Source organism: Echinicola soli (assembly GCF_006575665.1).
Lineage (GTDB): Bacteria > Bacteroidota > Bacteroidia > Cytophagales > Cyclobacteriaceae > Echinicola > Echinicola soli.
This window is the reverse complement of record NZ_CP041253.1, coordinates 2,213,189-2,236,108: the sequence shown is the minus strand read 5'-3', so window position 1 is coordinate 2,236,108 and position 22,920 is coordinate 2,213,189. Positions and strand designations below refer to the sequence as shown.

Annotated in this window: 14 protein-coding genes and 4 tRNA genes; 8 read left to right on the top strand and 10 right to left on the bottom strand. The window is 45.4% G+C overall.

Features of this window, described 5'->3' with window-relative positions:
* Window positions 1-6 precede the first annotated feature (6 nt).
* A complete protein-coding gene (locus FKX85_RS09070) occupies window positions 7-2,169 on the top strand; it encodes an alpha-glucuronidase family glycosyl hydrolase (RefSeq protein WP_141614421.1) in 2,163 nt (720 codons plus the stop codon).
* 10 nt (window positions 2,170-2,179) lie between these two features.
* A complete protein-coding gene (locus FKX85_RS09065) occupies window positions 2,180-2,935 on the top strand; it encodes an SDR family NAD(P)-dependent oxidoreductase (RefSeq protein ID WP_141614420.1) in 756 nt (251 codons plus the stop codon).
* A gap of 67 nt (window positions 2,936-3,002) precedes the next feature.
* Here the strand turns inward: FKX85_RS09065 and FKX85_RS09060 are convergent, their stop codons facing one another.
* Window positions 3,003-3,932: a M20/M25/M40 family metallo-hydrolase gene (locus FKX85_RS09060; RefSeq protein ID WP_229239809.1), complete on the bottom strand. Its 930-nt coding sequence runs from the start codon at window positions 3,930-3,932 to the stop codon at window positions 3,003-3,005.
* An 862-nt stretch (window positions 3,933-4,794) separates the two neighbouring features.
* On the opposite strand from FKX85_RS09060, the gene FKX85_RS09055 reads away from it, so the two are divergent.
* The 5 genes from FKX85_RS09055 to FKX85_RS09035 all read left to right on the top strand — a co-directional run bounded on the left by FKX85_RS09055 (window position 4,795) and on the right by FKX85_RS09035 (window position 14,895).
* On the top strand, window positions 4,795-7,725 hold the full coding sequence (locus FKX85_RS09055) for a triple tyrosine motif-containing protein (protein ID WP_141614418.1): 2,931 nt from the start codon (window positions 4,795-4,797) through the stop codon (window positions 7,723-7,725).
* A gap of 208 nt (window positions 7,726-7,933) precedes the next feature.
* Window positions 7,934-11,044: a SusC/RagA family TonB-linked outer membrane protein gene (locus FKX85_RS09050; protein WP_141614417.1), complete on the top strand. Its 3,111-nt coding sequence runs from the start codon at window positions 7,934-7,936 to the stop codon at window positions 11,042-11,044.
* A gap of 21 nt (window positions 11,045-11,065) precedes the next feature.
* Window positions 11,066-12,589, top strand: coding sequence for a RagB/SusD family nutrient uptake outer membrane protein (locus tag FKX85_RS09045; protein ID WP_141614416.1), 1,524 nt, complete (start codon window positions 11,066-11,068; stop codon window positions 12,587-12,589).
* A gap of 67 nt (window positions 12,590-12,656) precedes the next feature.
* Window positions 12,657-14,009: a glycoside hydrolase family 5 protein gene (locus FKX85_RS09040; protein ID WP_141614415.1), complete on the top strand. Its 1,353-nt coding sequence runs from the start codon at window positions 12,657-12,659 to the stop codon at window positions 14,007-14,009.
* A gap of 13 nt (window positions 14,010-14,022) precedes the next feature.
* A complete protein-coding gene (locus FKX85_RS09035; RefSeq protein WP_141614414.1) occupies window positions 14,023-14,895 on the top strand; it encodes a glycoside hydrolase family 16 protein in 873 nt (290 codons plus the stop codon).
* 628 nt (window positions 14,896-15,523) lie between these two features.
* Here FKX85_RS09035 and FKX85_RS09030 read toward each other — a convergent pair.
* The 4 genes from FKX85_RS09030 to FKX85_RS09015 all read right to left on the bottom strand — a co-directional run bounded on the left by FKX85_RS09030 (window position 15,524) and on the right by FKX85_RS09015 (window position 16,064).
* Window positions 15,524-15,596: transfer RNA gene (locus FKX85_RS09030), tRNA-Lys, on the bottom strand.
* Between the two features lie 83 nt (window positions 15,597-15,679).
* Window positions 15,680-15,753 (bottom strand) — tRNA-Arg (locus FKX85_RS09025).
* A gap of 28 nt (window positions 15,754-15,781) precedes the next feature.
* Window positions 15,782-15,856 (bottom strand) — tRNA-Pro (locus tag FKX85_RS09020).
* Between the two features lie 135 nt (window positions 15,857-15,991).
* Window positions 15,992-16,064: transfer RNA gene (locus FKX85_RS09015), tRNA-Lys, on the bottom strand.
* Between the two features lie 294 nt (window positions 16,065-16,358).
* Here FKX85_RS09015 and FKX85_RS09010 point away from each other — a divergent pair.
* The gene (locus tag FKX85_RS09010) at window positions 16,359-16,973 is read left to right on the top strand and encodes an SH3 domain-containing protein (RefSeq protein ID WP_317130677.1); all 615 of its coding nucleotides are present in this window, start codon (window positions 16,359-16,361) and stop codon (window positions 16,971-16,973) included.
* A gap of 540 nt (window positions 16,974-17,513) precedes the next feature.
* On the opposite strand, the gene FKX85_RS09005 is transcribed toward FKX85_RS09010, so the two are convergent.
* The 5 genes from FKX85_RS09005 to FKX85_RS08985 form a co-directional block, all read right to left on the bottom strand.
* Complete coding sequence (locus FKX85_RS09005) at window positions 17,514-18,422, bottom strand: sugar phosphate isomerase/epimerase family protein (protein WP_141614412.1); 909 nt, start codon at window positions 18,420-18,422, stop codon at window positions 17,514-17,516.
* Window positions 18,423-18,489: 67 nt separating this feature from the next.
* Window positions 18,490-19,041 carry a gluconate 2-dehydrogenase subunit 3 family protein gene (locus FKX85_RS09000; RefSeq protein ID WP_141614411.1) on the bottom strand — a complete coding sequence of 184 codons (552 nt, stop codon included), beginning with the start codon at window positions 19,039-19,041 and terminating at the stop codon, window positions 18,490-18,492.
* A gap of 18 nt (window positions 19,042-19,059) precedes the next feature.
* On the bottom strand, window positions 19,060-20,739 hold the full coding sequence (locus FKX85_RS08995) for a GMC oxidoreductase (protein WP_141614410.1): 1,680 nt from the start codon (window positions 20,737-20,739) through the stop codon (window positions 19,060-19,062).
* A 35-nt stretch (window positions 20,740-20,774) separates the two neighbouring features.
* Complete coding sequence (locus tag FKX85_RS08990; protein WP_394345012.1) at window positions 20,775-21,608, bottom strand: hydroxypyruvate isomerase family protein; 834 nt, start codon at window positions 21,606-21,608, stop codon at window positions 20,775-20,777.
* Between the two features lie 43 nt (window positions 21,609-21,651).
* On the bottom strand, window positions 21,652-22,884 hold the full coding sequence (locus FKX85_RS08985) for a nucleoside permease (RefSeq protein ID WP_141614408.1): 1,233 nt from the start codon (window positions 22,882-22,884) through the stop codon (window positions 21,652-21,654).
* Between the last annotated feature and the right edge of the window lie 36 nt (window positions 22,885-22,920).

The window sequence follows — 22,920 nt, the reverse complement described above, 5'->3', positions numbered from 1 at the left end:
GATAGTATGAAAAGGTCTTTTACCCTACTTTTCGTTTTGGCACTTCTGTGCATTGTTCACCACACTTGCTTAGCCAATGACGGCTATAACCTCTGGCTGCAATACCGTCCCTTACAAAACGCCGAACACCTATCCACTTACCAAAAGCAGGTACAATTCATCACCCTTCCCGGACAAAGTGCCACATCCGAAATCATCCAAGAAGAACTCCATCTTGCACTTGGAAAGATGCTAGGTACATCTCCGGAATTCTCCAACTCTCCAGATCCAGAAACCACCCTCATTATCGGCACTCGCGGGCAACTCCCTGACCTCAGCGCAAGAGTGGCCGAAGAAACCTGGAGCAACCTTGACGCTGAAGGATTTATCATCCAGAGCATCCAATACAATGGTGAAAACACCTTATGGATAACCGGAAATACCGATCAGGCCTTGCTCTACGGAACGTTTGATTTCCTAAAGCTCCTGCAGACACATCAAGACATTTCCTCACTGGACATCATTTCCATACCAAAAACCAAGATCAGGGTGCTCAATCATTGGGACAATCCCGACAGGACTGTGGAACGCGGATATGCTGGCGCTTCGATCTGGGACTGGCACCGACTCCCCGATTACATCAAACCGCAATACATTGACTATGCCCGTGCCAATGCCTCTATTGGCATCAACGGAACAGTCCTGACCAACGTAAATGCAAACGCCCAGGTCCTCACCCCATATTTTCTTAAAAAAGTCGCTGCCCTGGCCGATACTTTCCGCCCTTATGGCATCAAAGTGTACCTCACCGCTCGTTTTAGCGCCCCTATCGAAACCGGAGGGCTCGATACGGCAGACCCACTGAATCCCGATGTGCAGAAATGGTGGAACAAAAAGGTCAATGAAATCTATGATTACATTCCTGATTTTGGCGGATTCCTTGTCAAAGCCGACTCGGAAGGACAACCGGGACCACAAAACTACGGCCTAACCCAAGCTGAAGGAGCCAACATGCTGGCCAAAGCACTTCAACCCCACCAAGGAATCGTGATGTGGAGGGCTTTTGTCTACAACAATGAAACCCCTGATGACCGTGCCAAGCAAGCTTATAATGAATTCAAACCACTTGACGGGGAATTTGAGGACAACGTCCTGGTGCAGGTAAAAAATGGAGCCATCGATTTCCAGCCTCGCGAACCTTTTCACCCTCTCTTTGGCGCCATGCCCAAGACACCATTGATGATGGAATTCCAAATCACCCAAGAGTACCTTGGACAAGGCACGCATTTGGTGTTTCTCGGTTCGCTGTTCGAAGAGGTATTGGGCACAGACACGTATGCAAAAGGGCCAGGGTCCACCGTGGCAAAAGTAGTGGACGGAAGCCTTGACAACCACTCACTTTCAGGAATGGCCGGTGTCTCCAATATCGGCACAGACCGCAACTGGACGGGGCATCAGTTTGGTCAAGCCAACTGGTACGCCTTTGGGAAATTAGCATGGAATCCAGATGAAGATGCCTCCACCATTGCGCAAGAATGGTTAAGGATGACCTTTGGCAATGACGAAGAACTGGTCACCAAAGGCAAGCGCATTATGCTTCAATCCCACGAAGCCGCGGTCAATTACATGACCCCACTTGGACTCCATCATATCATGGGATGGAGCCATCACTATGGCCCCGGCCCTTGGGTCACCGACAAACACCGTGATGACTGGACCTCCACCTATTACCACCAAGCAGGGCCTGACGGCATCGGTTTTGACCGGACAGCATCTGGAAGCAATGCCCTGTCGCAATACGCACCTGAAATCCAGCAGCAGTATGGTGACCTGAACACTTGCCCGGAAAAATACCTTTTATGGTTTCACCACCTCCCATGGGATTATAAGATGAAATCAGGTAATGCGCTATGGAATGAAATTGCGCTCCATTACCAAAAGGGCGTCGATCAGACCCAAAGCATGCTTGCTGACTGGGAATCCATCAAAAACCATGTGGACGACCAGCGCTATGACCAAGTACTTACTTTTCTCCAAATACAGCACAACGAAGCGATATGGTGGAAAGACGCCTGCCTGCTATATTTCCAGCAGTTTTCCCAAAAACCGCTTCCAGAAGGAGTGCCACAACCTGAATTTCCCTTAGACCATTTCCAAAATTACAAGCCCCTATTCGTACCGGGCATATAAGAACAAACAAATGAACATTTCAAAAACAAACAGACCAGTAGCCATCGTCACTGGTGGCGCGTCAGGGCTTGGAATGGCCACTGCCAAAAAGCTCTGTGACAACAGTATCAAAACCATCATTATCGGCAGAAACAGGACCAAACTGGTGAAAGCCCAAGAAGAACTTGGTCCTAATTGCCATTACTATGCTTTTGACTTAAACGATCTGAAAAATATCCCGGAATTGATCCGCTCCATCATAGCTGATCATGGGAAAATTGACATTTTGGTCAACAATGCCGGCATCAATATGAAAAAGCCATTTATGGAAGTCACCGACGAGGAATTTCAACAAATCATCACCACAAATGTATCGGCTGTATTTTCGCTGAGCAGGGAAGTAGCCAAGATCATGACCAGTCAAAAAAGCGGAACAATCGTCAATATCAGCTCAATGGCATCCCAATATGGCATCCCAAAAGTCATCGCCTATACCGCATCCAAATCTGCCATCGAAGGCATGACCAAAGCCATGGCGGTAGAGCTCTCGCCGTTGGGCATCAGGGTAAATTGTGTGGCACCGGGATTTATCGCCACAGAAATGTCTGCCAAGGCCCTCAACGGAGACCCTGAAAGAAAACAGAAAGTACTCTCCAGAACTCCCATGGGAGCGCTCGGCAACCCGGAACATATTGCCGACGCTGTTTATTACCTCGCCTCAGAAAGTGCTAGTTATGTCACAGGAACAGTACTGCCTGTGGACGGGGGTAATTCTATTGGTTTTTGACGATTCTAACAAAAAAATCCCAAAGGCACTTTTAAGCCTTTGGGATTTTTTGCTGCCTTGGACCATCCTAATCCTGATTAATAAAAGTCAGCTCATAATTTTCATTGACTACACGTATCAACACCTTGTAAATATACTCCGCAATTGTCCTTTCCCCACCAATATTGATCAAATCCATGGTGTCTTCGGGACGATGGTACTCTGAATGTCCACCGGTATGAAGGCCTACAACTGATATCCCTTCTTTGTAAAAAGAAACGTGATCAGATCCACCTACTTCGCCAGCATGCACGACAGGGTTTAACCCCATCTGAATCCCCAGTTCTTTCATGAGTTTAACCCCACCAGGAAAAGTCCCGGCTCCGCCCATATAGATTTGCTTCTCGGTATTTAACCTGCCGATCATATCCATATTGATCATGAGTTTTACTTTCTCCTTATCCACAGGAAGATGCTCCACAAAATATTTGGATCCCAAAAGGCCTTGTTCTTCTGCTCCAAAAGAAACAAATATCACACTCCTATCCAGCATATACCTATTTCTTGCCATCTTTTCAGCAATTTCCAATAAGGCAGAAACTCCGCTGGCATTGTCATCGGCACCAGGATGAATCTCCTCACTCCCTGGCTTCTTTGAAGAAGGGCCGCCATACCCCAAATGATCATAATGGGCACCGATCACGATATACTCCTTTTTGTAATGATTATCATTGCCTTCAATATAACCTACCACATTCCATGTCTTCACCTCCTTGCTGGACTCCTCTCCATCAGCAGTCCTTAGCTTGGCATTAAATTTCTGTAGATAGTCTCCATTGAAACTTTTAAGACCATATTGCTCAAATTCAGACCTAATATACTTTACTACTCTACGGTTTCCGGCAGTACCTGGATATCTGCCTTTTGTTTTGGATGATGTTAAAAACGTCAAATGTTGCTCAATCTCATCCTCCGTAATTCTGGTATCGCTTATTTGGGCTGCTACCGTACATCCCATAAAACAGCTATAAACTGCACAAACTATGGTATTAATAAATAATCTCCTCACTTTAATAATTTTATGTGGTGTGTCTCGTCAATAATAAAAGTAAAAACGAGGCCCAAAGCAGAAAAGTTACTCTTAACTATTGGATGACTCGTGCTATCGTCTAACTCAAGGCGCTGCTTAAACTTTCTGCAAGATTAAATATATCCAACCAACATATCCAAATTTTTTAACGAAAAATTTATCAAAACACAAATTACCCATAACAAACACTCTTTTTTAATACAGAAAAACGAACAAACCACCTGTTTAGAGTAATTATTCCCTTATCACAAACATTAGCTTCAAAAAAAATCCGCCAATCCCTCCCCGTACAAAATCAACTACCTGCGCAAATTCAATACTCCAAATATACGAACACACTTCCTTGGCGACGGATTTTACAGCTCACCATCTGTATCGCTTCTCAACATGAAAATCACTGGAACAAAAAGAATGTAAGAAGGCTATTTTCATGATTAAATTGATTTCATGAAACATTTTTTTGGCTGTAAATACCGGCATAGCCCCAGGTAGTCAGATCTTCCTTCAGTCCCACAATAATCCTCCTCAAGTTAACAGGCATTGAAAGTAAAGTTTAGATAAACCATGACATAATTTAAGGAAGATTTTGTATATCAAAAGCCCTATTCCCGAAATTAAACTAAAAAGCCGTGGCAAGGTCTCTTCCCCTGATTCAAAGGCTTGCCTCCTATTTACCGCTGAGTAATTTACACTATCCATCTAGTAGACTTCTACGGATAATTCCCCGTTTATCTTAAATATTTTACTATTATTAGGTTTATAATAATTCCACAAAACCTAAAATTAGTCGATGCGAAGTGCTTTACTGTCCATAGTTTTATTGATGATGCTAGGCCATTACAGCCTGGGACAGCGACAATTGGCCGCTCCCAACATCATCAATTATAACAACCTGGCCTACCAAGCTGGACTCCAAAATTGGTCTACCGCCCAGGATAAAGAAGGGATCCTGTACTTTGGAAACAATGAAGGGCTGCTCACTTTTAACGGCCGCTACTGGAACCTCCACCAACTCCCTAATCAAACCATCATCAGGTCGGTAAAGTTGGACAAGGACGGGAGAATATTCGTAGGTGGACAAGACGACATTGGCTATTTCTCTCCACAAGCCAATGGAACACTCCAATTCACCTCTCTCAAGAACCTTATCCCTGAAGAGGACAGGGATTTTGCAGACATATGGAACATCGTGGTCCATAATGACGAGGTGTACTTCATGGAGTTTACTAAAATCCTACACTATAAAGGAAATAGCATCCGAGTTTATAAGTCAAACACAGAATGGAAATATTTAGGCGCTGCTGATGGACAGGTATATGCCCATGAAGAAGGCCATGGATTGCTCAGGTTTAATGGGGAGGTCTGGCAACCTGTCCTCGACAAAGCCACTTCCGACCTTCCTGACATCAATGGAATCATCAAAGCCGGGGAAGATTCCCTTTTGGTTTCTTCGCCCGATCGCGGACTATTCTTAATCCAAAACAGAAAAATCACCAAACTAAAAACTAACTTCGACTCTTTACTGACCAGCCAACGCCTCAATTGCATTTCCCGAATCAATGACCGATGGATCGGGCTGGGAACCAAATCTTCAGGGCTACTGATCATGGATAACTCAGGCAAATTGGTTCAACACTACTCCTACAGGGAAGGCATGCAAACCAATAATGTCCGCAGTATTTTTGTGGATAGAAACAAAGGTCTCTGGCTAGGCCTGGATGACGGCATTGACTATATCGCAATCAATGGAGCCATCAAACAAATCCATCCGGACAAAAATAAAAGGGTCACGGGCTATGCTGCTGCTTACCACCAAGACCATTTATATATCGGCACGGCTGACGGGCTATACCAATTTGATTTCACGGAAAAAGAGGATGACCTCAGTTTCAGCAAGGGCAGGTTTTCTACTGTCAAGTCCAGCACAGGCCAGGTATGGAACCTACAAACCATCAATGACCATTTGCTTATGGCCCATGAAGAAGGTGCTTTCTTTATCGAAAACACCACTGCCTTTCAGGTATATCCCGCTCCGGGCACTTGGCTTTTCCAGCCTGCCTCTCCTATTCTTCCCTCCAACAAAGTATTTATTGGAACCTACACTGGGTTATACAATATTGATTATGAATCGGGGGCTTTCGGACACCATCAGCATCTAAATGGGCTGTCGGAATCACTGCGGTTCATGGTAATGGACTACCAAAACAATCGTATATGGGGTTCCCACCCCTACCGTGGGATCTTCAGGCTTGACCTTTCAGCTGACCAATCCCGGATCTCCGCTACTAAGATCTATACCGCTAAAAACGGACTTCCATCGGATCTATACAATTATATCTTCCGAATCAAGAACAGGATCGTAGTGGCCACAGAAGATGGCATTTACGAATATAATGAGCAGCAAGACCTGTTTATCCCATCCAACATCGTCAACCGAAACCTAAAAGGCGTCAGCATACAGCACCTGAAAGAAGATCGCGAAGGGAATATTTGGTATGTCTCCAACAAGAATGTAAGTGTCATTGATTTTAACCAGCCCCATAACGACACCCCGTTTACGATCACCCACCTTCCGGAACTATCAGGAAAAGTCGTCGGTGGGCACGAAAGCATCTACCCCTTAGACCGGCAAAACATCTTTATAGGTGCCAATAAAGGATTCTTTCACATCAATTATGACAAGTATCGCAAAAACATCACCCAACCCGATGTCCTTATCGGTAAGGTAACCTTATTTGGAAAGAAAGACAGTGTGCTCTTTGGAGGGCACAAGCCAACCCTGCCCTCCCAATCTCCGGATGAGCCGTCTCTACCGTATTCATGGAACTCCTTCCACTTTGAATACTCGAGTACAATCTTTGGTCAGTTTAGCAACTTAGAATACAGCTATATGCTGGAGGGCTTTGACCGATCTTGGTCCGCATGGAGCAGTAAAAGCGAAAAAGACTATACCAACTTGCCCGCAGGCAATTATTCCTTCAAGGTAAAATCAAGGAATAACCTGGGCAATGAATCTCCAATCAACACCTATCACTTTACGGTCCTACCAGCTTGGTACAATTCCTTCTGGAGCTACTGTGTTTACCTGCTTATATTAAGCGGTGCCATTTATCTTATTCTTAAATGGCAAAAGAAAAAGCACTTGAAAGAGCAATCTCACCTTAAGCATTTCCACCAGCTTGAGCTGGACAGAAATGAAAAAGAAATCGTAAACCTAAAAAACGAAAAGCTTCAGGCGGACATCAATTATAAAAACCAAGAACTGGCCTCCACCACCATGCACTTGGTCCAGCGAGGCAAGGTCCTCACAAAAATCAAAGAAGAACTTATGGTATTGGGAAAAAACCATAAGCTGGAAAATGAATCTACCGATTTCAAACGTCTTCTAAAGCTGATCAGCGAAGTGGAACGAAGCGATAGTGACTGGGATCGTTTCTCGATGCACTTTGACCATGTCCACTCTAATTTTTTAAGCACCTTAAAGGAAAAATACCCAGAACTGACACCAAACGAGCTCAAGATTTGCGCTTTTCTGAAGATGAACCTTTCCTCCAAAGAAATCGCCCAATTGCTCAGCATCTCACCTAAAGCGGTGGAGGTAGGCAGGTACCGTCTACGTAAAAAACTTCAACTTTCCCCGGATACCAACTTATTTGATTTTCTAATCCAGACCACTAGTGGGTCCGACCAGACAGACACTACCAACCTCCCAAAACCATAATCTTTTACTGATAAGCCAAGTGTAGTACACATGTAGTGGCTCAAAATGATCATAAAGGCTATTTTTTAATTTCCTGTAGGGGCTATGTAGGGGTGATTAATTTCACTGACACCTCAGTCCCTACCTATCTTTGACCAAAGATTTTGGTCTAAAAATCAGGCCTTAAAAATCAGTTAATTAAAATCAAAATAACCTAACCCAAAAACCTATGGAAAGAAGAATTACTATTTTCTTCATTTCCTGTCTTCTCCTCCTGCCCATGCTAAGTCATGCGCAAAACAATGAGATCACAGGTAACGTAACACTCAAAAGTGACGGGGAGCCACTCCCCGGTGTAGCAGTAATGATCGAAGGTTCCGGCACCGGAACCATTACAGGTGTAGATGGAAATTATACCATCCAAGCATCCCAAGGCAATGTATTGGTCTTCAGCCTCCTGGGCATGGAGCCCCAAAAAATCACTATCAGCAACCAAACCACCCTTAACGTCCAACTGGAAGAAAATCTCAGTGCGCTCGAAGAAGTCGTCGTCGTAGGATATGGAGTCCAGAAAAAAAGTGTCGTTACCGGTGCCATCTCCAGTGTAAAAGCCAGTGACCTGGAGAGCATGCCTATCAACCGAGTGGAACAGGCACTCCAAGGACGGACCTCAGGGCTCACCATTGCCTCCAGCTCCGGCCAACCTGGCGCTGGTGCTACTGTTAGAGTCCGAGGGCTCACGACCTTTGGCAATAACGACCCGCTATGGGTAGTCGATGGCGTCGTGGTCGACAATGGCGGCATTGGATACTTAAATCAATCCGATATCGAATCCATTGAAGTACTGAAAGATGCCGCTTCACAAGCCATCTATGGAGCTAGGGCAGCAGCAGGTGTGATCCTGGTCACCACCAAAAAAGGTGAAGCCGGAAAAATGCGCGTCAACTATAATGGCTTCTATGGCACCTCGGCACCAGCACAAAAGCTGGGCCTGCTCGATGCGAGCCAATACGCCATGATCAGAAATGAAGCCGCTACCAATGCCGGTAATACCGCGCCATTCGCCGACCCGGAAAGCTATGGTAAGGGCACGGATTGGCAGGACCTGATCTTTAACAACAGTGCCAAACGGCAAAACCATGAATTAAGCATCAGCGGAGGAAATGAAAAATCCACTTTTTATGCCTCATTTGGCTATCTGGACCAAGAAGGCATCGTCGCCAGTGACATTTCCAGGTACAAAAGAACCAATTTCCGCTTGAACTCAGAGCATCAACTTGCCAAGTGGCTGAAAGTGGGCCAGAACCTTGGCTATGCACATGACAAGTCCATCGGACTGGGCAACACCAACAGTGAATTCGGCGGACCACTAAGCTCTGCGATCAACCTGGATCCGATCACGCCTGTGGTCATCACTGATCCCACTGCTGCCAATCAGCCGCCATACAGCACCAATCCAGTGATCCGGGATGCCATGGGAAGGCCTTATGGAATCTCTACCATCGTCGCACAGGAAATGACCAACCCCCTTGCCTACACCCAAACACGCCTGGGCAACTATAGCTGGTCAGACAATTTTGTTGGCAATGTTTATGCAGAAGCAGAACCGATCAAAGGACTGAAACTGCGATCGACTTTAGGTGCAAAACTCTCCTATTGGGGAAGCGAATCGTTTACGCCTATCTTCTATTTGAACGCTACCAATGTTTCTAACCAAACCAATTTTACCCGTGGCCAAAACAGAAGATTCGATTGGAACTTGGAAAACACCATTTCCTACACCAAGTCGATTGACAAGCACAACTTCACGATACTCCTGGGACAAGGTGCCTACCTGGACAATCGAGGCCGGAGCACTAGCGTAACGTTCTTCAATGTCCCTGCAGATAACTTTGACGATGCGTCCCTGAACTTCAAAGTCCCCAATGACCAGCGAAGTGCAGACGGCTCAGAAGGAGCTGGGCATACGGTAAGCTCACTGTTTGCACGGGCCAACTACAATTATGCGGAAAAATACCTTTTGGAGGCATTGGTAAGGAGAGACGGTTCCTCTCGATTTGGCCCAAACAACCGCTACGGCATATTCCCTTCCTTCTCTGCAGGATGGGTCGTTTCCCAAGAAGCCTTCTGGCCTACCAACGCCGTAGTGGACTTTCTGAAAGTTCGAGGCGGCTACGGCATCGTAGGGAATGACAACATTGGTGACTTTGCCTTCCTTTCCACTATAGGAAGCGGGAGAAACTACACCATTGGCAATACAGGAAGTTACGCCATTGGTTACAGTCCTAATGCCCCCTCCAATCCTGACCTAAAGTGGGAAGAGACCAGCCAGGCCAATATTGGCTTTGAAGCAACCCTTTTCGGTGACTTTAACATCACCTTTGACTGGTATAAAAAAGTCACCAAAGGCATACTTCAAAACCCCAGGATACCAGGGTATGTCGGAGCCATTTCCAACCCCGCAGCCAATATTGCTGACATGGAAAACACAGGGGTAGAATTGGAATTAGGATACAGAAAGCTACTGGGTGAGGTGGAGCTCTCCCTAAACGGAAATGTTTCTTACCTGCAAAACGAAGTGACCAATCTAGGGACGGAGATCTCTTACCTTTCTGGAGGGCAAAGCTTCCAGGCAAGCTCCTATCCCATCACCCGTACAGCAGTGGGCCAATCCATGAATTCCTTCTACGGATTCCAAACACAAGGCATTTTCCAAACTGTGGAAGATGTCGAAAACTACACCAATGGAGACGGCGAAATGATCCAGCCCGACGCCCAGCCTGGGGACTTTATCTGGGCAGACCTGGACGAGGATGGCCAAATAACGGAAGCCGACCGTACTTTTATCGGCAACCCCACCCCAACTTGGTCCTACGGCTTCACTGCCAGTGTCCAATGGAATAATTTTGACCTGGTATTCTTTGGTCAAGGTGTAGCGGGAAATAAGATCTTCCAAGGCTTAAGACGGCTGGACATAGGCAATGCCAACTGGCAAACGGAAGTCCTGGACCGCTGGACAGGCCCAGGCACCTCCAATGACCACCCGAGGATCGTAGAAGGTGATCCAAACAAAAATTTCAACAACCCTTCTGATTTTTACCTTGAAGATGGTGACTACTTCCGGATCAAAACCCTTCAATTGGGCTATACACTTCCTAAAAGCATCACCCAAAAAGCAGGTATGAACCGCGCACGGATCTACGTCATGAGCGAAAACCTCGCCACGTTCACGAAGTACACTGGATACGACCCTGAGATTGGCGGTGGTGTGATGAGTATCGACCGGGGCATCTATCCTCAGGCAAGATCTTACATGTTAGGTGTTCAAATCGGCTTTTAAAAACCCAAAATACGATCAATCATGAAATTATATAAAACCAATATTATCGCCTCAGCGGTCGCCCTACTTACCTTAGGGGCCTGCGCTGATTCCTTTCTGGAAATCCAGCCAAAAGGCACCAATCTCGAAGCCAACTACTACCAAAACCAACAAGAAGCTTATAATGGACTGGTAGCTGTTTACGATGTAGTGGGATGGACAGGCAATGGCTTTGTCACTAAGCAAAATACTTTAAACGCTGCTTCCGATGACCACTATGCTGGCGGAGGAGGCCCCACGGACATTACCGCCTTGCAGGTTTGGTCAAACTACACCCTTGACCCCGCTACTGGCCCCCAGAGTGAATTATGGCGTAAAGGTTTCTCTGGTGTATTCAGGGCCAATGTATTGCTGCAGAAGCTCCCTGAAATTCCTATGGACGAAAGCCTAAAGGCAAGGTATGCTGCCGAAACACAATTTCTAAGGGCCTATTTCTACTTTGATCTGGTGAGGCTATTTGAAAACATTCCGTTGCTGACATCACCTGTCCCTACCAGTGAGATGTATGATGTACCACAAGCTGACCCTTCAGCGGTGTACCAGCTAATAGAAAGCGACCTTAAAGCCGCCATTCAAACGCTACCAACCACAGTGGACATGGCCACCGAAGCAGGAAGAGCCACGATCGGCATGGCCAGGGCACTGCTTGGAAAAGTATATCTCCGTCAGGAAAAGTTTGATTTGGCTGCACAGGAATTTGCAGCTGTCAACGGCATTCCGGGAGAGACCAGTCAATATGGATATAAGCTGCTGGACAAATTTGCCGACTTGTGGGTGGTTGACAATAAGTTCAACAGCGAATCCATATTTGAAATCAACTTCACCAGCCAATCCAATGGCGAATGGGGATGCGTAAGCTGCACAGAAGGCAACGTACTCAACATCATGGTCGGCCCAAGGGGATACAACGCCATCAGCCCGGATGCTCCTGACTTTGTTTCCGGCTGGAGCTTCTTGCCCTTTACGGAAAACTTCTTCAGCACCATCCAAGGTGATCCTCGATCCTATGCCACAGTAGCCAATCTGGACAGCCTCGAAAAAGCCGGGGCGGTAACCTATGAAAAAGGCTATATGAATACGGGATATTTCCTGAAAAAATTCGCAGGAAGAGAAGCGGATCGCTCCACTGGTGGTGGAGTCATGGAACTTAATTTCCGCCAAAACATGTATGAAATCAGGTTAGCAGACACCTACCTGCTAGAAGCCGAAGCCCTCGTAAGAGGAGGCGGAGATGCTGGACGTGCCCAGCAACTGGTGGATGCTATTCGTGCGAGAGTAGGGCTTTCCCCTATACCTGCCACCCTGGAAAATATCCTGAACGAACGAAGAATCGAACTCGCAGGAGAAGGGCACAGATGGTTTGACCTCATCCGAAATGGATTGGCAGCAGACGTCCTGTCCGACCGTGGTTTTATGGCTGGAAAACATGAGATCCTCCCCATCCCATTACTCGAACTTGACAATACACTTATCGAGCAAAACCAAGAATACGGAGGCACAAAATAACCCTATGCCCAACGGCCCTCTTGACCTGCTATTCCAGGCATGGGGGCTTTCCCAAAAACCTATTATAATGACCAAACTATCCAACCTATTATTTCTATTGTTGAGTATTTGTGGTATTTTATTGTTTCCCGGATGCACTTCCGGGAACAATAGCCACAATACCACGTCCCACTTGCCGGACAGCTCAATGAGCAAACTTTCTGCGGACAAAACGAAAGTCGTCAACGAGCAGGGAGAGGAAGTGATATTGAGAGCTATCGGCTTAGGAGGCTGGCTGCTTCAGGAAGGCTATATGCTCAATCCAAAAGGAAGCAAAATCGGCACGCAATGGCAGATGAAAAAGGCCCTTTACGACCAAGGACTATCCATGGAAGAAGTGGAAGCCTTTTACCAAGAATGGCGGGATAAATTCATCACCAAGAAAGACATTGATAATATTGCCTCACTTGGGTTCAACGCGATTAGAATCCCCATGCACTATGAGCTGTTTCTCACCTCCACTCAACGATCAATGAGGAATAAGGCGATCATAGACACCACCCAACTAAACAATTATATCAATGGACTTTCCAAATGGCTGGATGAAGGCAGCTTGTTTGCCCATCCTGGCGAACTTGAAGGCATTCAAATCCTGGACAAGCTTTTGGGCTGGTGTGAAGCCAATGGCATGTATGTAATTTTAGACCTACATGCCGCCCCAGGAGGCCAAGGTACTGACGCCAATATCGCCGACATTTTGGTCAAAAATGACCTTTGGAACAGAAAAGATGAACAAGGACGACACATCTATCAAGAGGTTACAGTGGAACTTTGGAAAATGCTTTCCGGAAAATACATTGATGACAATAGAATTGCATGGTACGACCTGATCAACGAGCCTAATAACGTCCCTTCAAACGGCCCCATCCATGCCTTATTTGACCGTCTTATCACGACGATCAGGGAAATGGAAGACAGCCATTTGATCATGGTGGAAGGCAATGGTTGGGGGAACAATTATGACCTTATGGAACCATCCACTTTTGCCCATCCAGAAAACCTGATCTACAATGCCCATCGCTACTGGATACCAGCCGAGGAAGATACCATACTGGACCCTAATCCAAATCAAATTAACAGGATCGTCAACTTAACCGCTTTCAGAGACCGACATCAAGTACCTGTATGGGTAGGCGAAACTGGAGAAAACAACAACGCCTGGCTGAAGCAAAATATCGAAAAAATGGAAGAGGCGAATATCGGTTGGTGCCACTGGACGTATAAGCGATTTGACAAAAACGAAAATGCTGCGCTGAGAAGGATCCAGCCACCTTATCTGACAGAAGGCATATCAGTAATGCAGAAAGTCCTAAAAAACATCCAGTTCAGCAATACAATCCCGAATACCAAAACCATTCAAACTGTCGCCCCGACACCTTAAAAGCTATTGATTTATGAAAAAAATACTATCAGACCTATTTCACCCCCCATTGGCTCTCTTGGTGATGGGATTCTTCCCTACTGCCTGTTCTGGCCAGTCAGAAGGCCCTGCCCCCAACATCCCTGCACCATCACCACCAACAGACCTCGGGTGGGAATTTGAAAACACACCGATTTGGCAGGATGAATTTGACTATGACGGGTATCCTGATCCTGAAAAGTGGGGCTATGACACCGGTGGACACGGCTGGGGCAACAACGAACTCCAATTCTATACCGAAGACTTAGAAAATGCCAAGGTCGGAAATGGCGTATTGACCATTACGGCAAAAAACGAAGCCAAAGAAGCCAACGATTTTACCTCTGCTAGATTGGTCAGTAAAGGCAAGGGTGATTTTCTTTATGGTCGAATCGAAGTTAAAGCCCGTCTGCCAAAAGGAAAAGGCACCTGGCCAGCAATCTGGATGCTCCCCACCGATTGGGAATATGGTGGATGGCCAGCATCTGGAGAAATCGACATCATGGAGCACGTAGGGTATGACCAAGGCACTGTCCACATCACCGTACATACGGAGGCCTTTAACCATAAAATGGGCACCCAAGTAGGCAAAAACCGCAAGGTAGAACATGTCAGTAAAGCTTACCATACCTACCGGGTAGACTGGACGCCATACGCCATCAGAGGGTACATCGACGATGCATTGCTCTTCACTTTCACCAATGACGGAAAAGGGTACGCTTCCTGGCCCTTTGACAAGCCCTTTCATGTACTTCTTAACCTTGCCGTAGGAGGTGACTGGGGAGGTGCAGAGGGAGTGGATCAAGAAGCCTTTCCTGCCTCTTTCAGTATTGATTACGTAAGGGTGTACAGGATGATTGAAAAATAACCGGACATTATTTTCTCCCCCCTCTTTCAGCCCCTCATTCTTCTATGGAGTGAGGGGTTTTTATTATACCCTACCTACGTGAATTGGATATTTACGGCTGATTATGAAACAATTGCAGGTATCAACACTCGTACACCGTGGCGTAGATAGGCTAAAAAATATTTCTACCAGGAGCTATGCAATCCGCAGGTCGCTACAGTACTCAATTCTGCGGTGATGAAACACTGATATCTTTATCTTAAGAAATAAATTCCTTCGAGCCTTGATAGCAGTAATACTAATCTGCGAAAATCAGCATGATCAGTGCTTCGTTTTAAAAAAACGCCTACACTTAGCCCCAGCTTTTCTGTACCACTTTGATTCGGATCAAGCAATCTTTCTGAAATACGAGGGATTTTTAGGTGGTTTTGGTAAGCATTTCTTTATTTTACCAATAAGAATGTGTGCTCCAGCAAAAAAAATCAGCGTAAATCTTATTAACCTGCATCATCTGCGTGCTATCGAAACCAACCCTAATCCCCCCAACTTTTTCGTTTGATCCACTATTCCGCATGCGCCACGCACAGCCTCTACGTTTTCACAAGCCCATATAAACGCAAAAAGCCCGACTCGAAAGTCAGGCTTTAAGTGATCCCGCTGGGGCTCGAACCCAGGACCCATACATTAAAAGTGTATTGCTCTACCAGCTGAGCTACGGAATCATTTATTTTATTTACCTTTAGTTCTTCTTTTAAGAACAGCATAATCATTCAATAAATAAGCGGAAATTGCTTTCCGCTTCTTGTGATCCTGAAAGGACTCGAACCTTTAACCTACTGCTTAGAAGGCAGTTGCTCTATCCAGTTGAGCTACAGGACCTTATACTTATATTTCAAAGTAGTGATAGTCGGGGTGGCAGGATTCGAACCTGCGACCTCCTGCTCCCAAAGCAGGCGCGATGACCGGGCTACGCTACACCCCGTGACTTTTCCCTATTCCTCATTTGGAACAACTCTCTTTTGCGAATTCGAACATCCAAACTTCCCGATCCTAAATCGGGAGTTGACGAGTCGTATCGCAACAGCATAAAACTGCTCTCCTAGTCGGACAAGCAATGTGATCCCGCTGGGGCTCGAACCCAGGACCCATACATTAAAAGTGTATTGCTCTACCAGCTGAGCTACGGAATCATATTTTCTTTTCCCTTAAATAGTGTGTAATGCACTGCTATCTCGATGCGTTCTATATAAGGGATTATGCTTTTTTCAAATCTTAAAAACCTCTTTTGGTTTTTGCTTTTTTGTCAATTTCGACTTGCTTTTTGTTATATCTTTGTCGTAATTGGACTGCAAATTTAAGAGACTATTTTAAAAATGCCAAACATCAAACGAAACTTTATTATAAAATTTTCAGTCTTTTTATTCGTTATCCTGCAAAGTATTAATTGTCAGGCAAATAACGACAAGCTTATTTTAGCAGATTCTTTGTTTAATGCCAAAAGCTATCAAGAGGCCTACAGTCACTATACTGACCTCCTTCAAAATGAAGAAGCATACTCTCCAGCCATGCTTCTTAAAATGGCTTACATCACCGAAGGCATGGGAAACTACGAAGACGCCTCACTGTATCTCTCAAAATACTATGACCACAATCCTTCCCAAAAAGTAATCAGTAAAATCAAGTCGCTCACCGATCAACCCGACCTGAAGGGATACACCATTTCTGACAGAGCGCAATTCTTCAAGTTTCTCACCGATTACCAACAGCCCATCACGGGAACTTTTGCTTTGTTATTGGTCATTTCATTGATCCTTGTCTTTGTAAAACACAAGACCCGACAGCCAAAATACATGATTCCCTCCGCCATCATCATCATCCTTGCATTCCTGAGCAACAACCTCCTTATAGCTCCCCAGTCAGGGATCATCAAAGAAAGCCCAACCATCATCATGGGACAGCCTACCGCCGCGGGGAAATTCATCGACAAGGTCAATCCTGGACACAGGGTAATTATCAAGTCTTCGGAAGACATGTGGTATCGAATTGAATGGGAAGGGCAAGATGCCTATGTAAAAAAGAATGCCGTATCAAAGCTCTAAAAAACTAAAAAGCCAATGGATCAAAAGCCTTAAAATGTCCAATCATTAAGGTTCCTTCTTTGGTCTTTTTAATCTCTTTGCCAATAGGAACTCCGGCTGCAAAGGAACAGTTAAAAATGCTATTCTATCAGGCACATGCTCCTTGGGCAGCAATTGATACTATTCTCCAAGTTTGAGACCGAGCTCATATGCTAACAGGTAAGCATCGACCTCTTACGAAGCCTCAGGAGCCTCTACTTGCGTTAGCGCAGGCAATTTCCCAAATAGACCTCAACCCCTCTGTACAAGGGCCCGCAAATCGTTTTGTTGATTTCCGGCAGCCCCACCTCACCACAAGCATAACGTTTTTCTTTATAAAGGGGATTTTCGAAGGCCTTTAGCCTTAAACCGTCCGTAGCGGCAGTTTATACCATCATCGTAATATCTATTCAATTCCAGCAGTCTCAGCAGGGCGCCATCCTTTATCAACTTACTCGTATAGCACACAAAAAAAGGCAACCCTTATGAGCTGCCTTTTCAATTCTTCAACTGGCCGGATGGTCAAATTTCCAGTCCTTTCAGGTATGTGGCATTTTTTTCAGCAGCCTCCATTGGTGTGACTCCAGAGAATTTCTCCTGCTCGACAATAAAATACTCCATACCATTATCCTTTGCTGTTCTCAGGACTTTGCCATAATCAATAGTACCCGTACCAAGCACCGTGGAAGCATTATGTTCTCCAGCTGGTGCTCCTTTTTCACGATCTTTCACATGGCAGAGCCTAAAACGGTTTTTATATTTCTCGAAATACGCCTGTGGATCCGCCCCTGCTGCCACGGCCCAATAGATATCAAGCTCAAAATCTACCAATTCAGGGTCTGTATTTTCCAGCAAAAAGTCTTGTGGCATTTGGCCTTCCAACGCTTCAAACGTATAACCATGATTATGGTAAGCAAACCGCAGCCCATTTGACTTACATATTTCTCCTACTTTATTAAAGCTATCTGCCATCTTTTTCCACTCCTCCATGGATTTTTGAGCGCCTACATATGGAGCAATAAGGTATTTCATACCAATCTCGCCAGCTTCGGCAGCCAGCTTTTCTGTGTTCTCAAAAACATTGGCATGGGAAGCCACAAAATCCAATCCCAAGTCCGCCGTAAACGACTTGAACTCCGTATTTTTCATTCCCCAAAAGATCCCTTTACCGCCATCAAACCCTTCGATCTGATTATAGCCATATCCTGCTATTTTCTTAATGGCTTCTTGGGCGTTCTCTGCCATATCTCCTTTTACGGAGTACAATTGGATACCGAAGCTTTCCAACTTTTCCTTAACGGATTCTTTTACCGCTTCCTCTACAACGGTAGTTTCACTTCCACTTTTGGGAGAAGAACAAAACTGCAATGGCAAAAATGATCCCGCAGTAAAAGCTGCTCCCAGCTTTAAAAACTTCCTTCTTTTGTTCATAATAAGGTTTTGATTAGTGATTATAAAAAAACGGAACAGCGCAAAGACGTTGTTCCGTTTGCAGGACTTAAATAGCGTATGCTTTATCCCCTTTTTTGTAGTCGATGCATGGCTCCCACTTCCCAGGAACTTCCACGTAATTCAACGCTTGGGAAGCACCAATTTCGGAAGTAAAATACCCCAGCACGGTGAGGTCTTTTAGCATATTAAAATACTTCGGCCCATCATCATCTTTGGACGCTGCATTCAGTTTATTGAGGAAAGCAGTTCTCTCTTCTTGTGTGGCATCCATAAAGTCTTTTCCTACTTCCTCTTTGAAGCCCTTCCTGAGGCTGTTTAAGCCATCCACAAACTGCTTTTGCTCTTCTTCCCAATATGTATCCTTTACCATCATTACCATAAAGGACCCAATCCCAACCGCTTTGGCCCCAGGGGTATCGGTGGTCGGGATAATGGTATCGCCGATTTCATCGAGAAAGGCGATTTCCTCTGGGCTAAAGTCCAGGCCTTCTATCTGCTTATCAGGCGTACATCCGGTAAGTAGCGCATTGGCACCGACCATGGTACCGCCCATCATAAGCACAAAGCTCTTCAGCGCATCTCTTCTGTTCATTGCCATAATTTGTGTCGTTTTGGGTTAAAGATTTCCTTTTTTGAGCTCCTTCACTGCAAAATCTGCTGCTCGGGCCGTCAACGCCATATAGGTCAGTGACGGATTTACTGCAGCGGCAGAAGTCATCGCAGCCCCATCAGTCACAAACACATTTTTGGCATCCCATACCTGGTTATTACCATTCAGGACAGAGGATTTGGGATCCCTTCCCATTCGGGCGGCTCCCATCTCATGGATGCCTTGCCCAAAGGTATATCCGGAATCATACGTATGGATATTCTTGACACCGGCTGCTTCTAGCATTTCTGCTGCATCGTTCATCATGTCCTTACGCATTTTCTCCTCGTTATCTTTGATCTCAGCATTCATTACCAGCGCATACATCCCCCACTTGTCCTTCACATCTTTGCTTATCTTGATCGTATTTTCATGGTACGGAAGAATCTCGCCAAAGGCCATCATCCCCATACTCCATGGTCCTGGCTCAGTAAGGGCTTCCTTAAGCGGGCCACCGATATTCATTTCAGCGACATTTCTGCCCCATCCACTTCTACTGGCACCTCCCTGATAGCCAAATCCGCGCACATAGTCCCGCTTATCGTCTCCTACATTTCGGTACCTCGGGATATAAATCCCACCCGGTCTTCTGCCAAAGTAATATTTATCATCATAGCCTTCTACCGTCCCACTGGCCCCCAGTCTAAAATGATGGTCCATCACATTATGACCGAGCTCACCAGAGCTACTGCCCAGTCCTTCCGGCCATATATCAGTGGCTGAACGCATCAATATATGCGCTGAATTAAGTGCCGATGCACAAAGGAATACAATCTTGGACTTGTACTCGACGGTCTCCATGGTTTCGGCATCTACCACCTCTACCCCGGTAGCTTTCTTAGTATCTTTATCGTACACTACACGGTGAACAATTGAATACGGTCTCAAAGTAAGGTTTCCTGTGGCCATGGCTGCAGGTAATGTGGATGCTTGGGTACTGAAATATCCACCAAAAGGACAACCCAACCAACACTTGTTCCTTGCCTGACAACCAGGTCTCCCAGGAAGTGGCTCGGTAATATTGGCCACTCTGGAATTGATCAGGTGACGCTTTCCTTCGAAGCTTTTTGCTATCCGCTCCTTCACGTCCTTCTCCACACAGTTCATTGCAAAAGGCGGCATGAACTGCCCGTCGGGCAATACATCAAGACCATCACGGCTCCCTGCAATCCCAGCAAATTTCTCAACATAGTCATACCAAGGAGCAATATCCTTATACCTGATAGGCCAATCCACGGCAATGCCTTCCTTTAGGTTGGCTTCAAAATCCAGATCTGACCAGCGGTAACTCTGTCTCCCCCAAAGCAGTGACCTGCCCCCCACCTGGTAGCCTCTGAACCAAGTAAAGGGTTTTTCTTCCACATAAGGAGAAGTATCTTCATGCGCCCACCAGTCCAGCACCAATTCGTTCAGTACATAATCACGTTTTAGGTTGGGGTGGTTTTCGATCATTTCAGTAGTCGCTCTTCCTCTATGGGGTATTTCCCATGGCGGCAAGGTCGCATTCTTATAATCTTTTACGTGCTCTACGTTTTGCCCTCGTTCAAGCAGCAAAACCTTGAGCCCTTTCTCTGTCAACTCCTTAGCAGCCCAACCGCCGCTAATTCCCGAGCCGACGACAATTGCATCATACTCTTGATTTGCCATAATTCATCTATAGGTTTGTATTAGGTTATTCTGGTTTATATGTCACATAAGGCAATGGCCTCTCTGAGTGACGCGGCCTTGTCATCGGCCTTAGGAATAAATTCCTGAGCAATATACCCTTTAAAGCCTGTTTTCGCAATGGCTTTAATGATCGCGGGATAGTTTAACTCCTGGGTATCATCGATTTCATTTCTACCTGGATTCCCCGCTGTATGATAATGCCCATAGTATTGGTGATTTTCTCCAATCGTACGGATTACATCTCCTTCATCGATTTGCATGTGGTAAATATCATAAAGAAGATTGAAATTTCCACTGTCCAGTCGCTTGCACAGTTCTACACCCCACACGCTCTTATCACACATATAATCCGGGTGATCGACCTTACTGTTCAGCAGTTCCATGGTCAGGGTAACCCCATGCTTTTCTGCCAAAGGCAACAATTTCTGCAATCCCTTCACACTGTTTTGCAGGCCGGTTTCATCATCCATACCATTTCTGTTTCCACTAAAGCAGATCAGGTTTTTATAACCGTTTTTTGCCACTAGCGGAATCATTTCGGTATAATTCTTTATCAGGGTATCATGGTATTCGGTATGGTTAAAGCCTTCCTCAAGGCTGATCTCTGCACCATTGCACATGGAGCTGTAAACACCATGTTTTTGAGCAGTAGGCCAGTCATTTGGTCCCATCAAATCGATGGCACTAAATCCAATATCTTTGATCAGTACACATAATTCATCCAGTGACAAATGGCCATACGTCCACCGGCACACGGAATGGTTTATATTTCCTTTCAACATGTCTTTATTTTTTGCATTTAGATGTAAGTAGGGCAAGCTGCTGATTGCTGCAGACCCTACAATCATTTTTTTTAAAGCTGATCTACGCTGCTTCATATCCACGAACTAATTAGGCTTCTACTGGTTTGGGGTTCTGTTTCTTAAATGCGACGGCAAAAATCAGTGCAACCAACACCGCAATACCTGAAGGAATCAGCCAGATGGTCTCCCAATCATGGGCCTTTTCACCAATAGCATAAGCGTCGTATGCCCAACCGGCCACCCAGAAGCCAATCAGCATCCCCACACCATAGGTGGCCAATGTAATCATGCCCTGTGCAGCACTCTTGAACTTCTCTCCTGCTTTGGAATCCGTATAAATTTGACCAGAGACAAAGAAAAAGTCATAACAAATCCCGTGAAGTGCTATCCCTGTCAAAAGCATAAATGAAAGCTCTCCCACATTTCCAAATGCAAATAGGGCGTAACGGACAACCCAAGCAAACATTCCCACTAACAGTGTCTTCTTCACTCCGAATTTCCCAAAGAATATAGGAAGCAAAAGCATAAAGAGTACTTCACTACCTTGTCCCAAGGCCATTTTACTGGTAAGATTAGTCATGCCGATTTCACCAAAAAACTTACTGGCGTTTTGGTAGTAAAATGCAAGTGGAATACAAATCAGTACCGAAGACAAAAAGAAGACCAGGTAATTTCTGTCCTTCAGTAAGGTAAAAGCATCCAATCCCAATATCTCGGATATGGATTTCTTCTCCCCTTTGGCAATTTTTGGTGGTGTCTTAGGAAGCATAAAGCTGTAAATCCCCAACACAAGCGATGCGATACAAGTCATCAAGAACGTATATTTCAACATACCTGCGGCTGCATTTTCCGTAGAATCCCAGGCAAACACCAAACTGATCACCAAACCAGCCACAATCCACCCGATTGTCCCCCAAACGCGAATGACACCGAATTCCTTTTCAGGATTGGTCATTTGATTAAAGGACACAGAATTCACCAATGCCAACGTAGGCATATAGGCTACCATATAAGCAAACACATATGGGTAAAAGGATTCAAAGTCCTGCGCATTGAACATCTGAAACATCAGCACTGCACCGATCAGATGCAAGACACCTAAAATCCGCTCTGCATTAAAGTATTTGTCCGCGATCAGTCCAATGACAAAAGGAGCGATAATCGCCCCCAGTGATTGTGTCGAAAACACAGCTGCATCCTGTGCTCCATTTGTCCCCAGGTTCTTGCCAAGAAATAATCCCAAAGTGACAAACCAACCTCCCCAAATGAAAAATTCGAGGAACATCATAAAGGACAGTTTAAACTTCGTATTGAAATTCATAGGTTTTAATAGGTTTTTTTATTTTTATTTTAATTC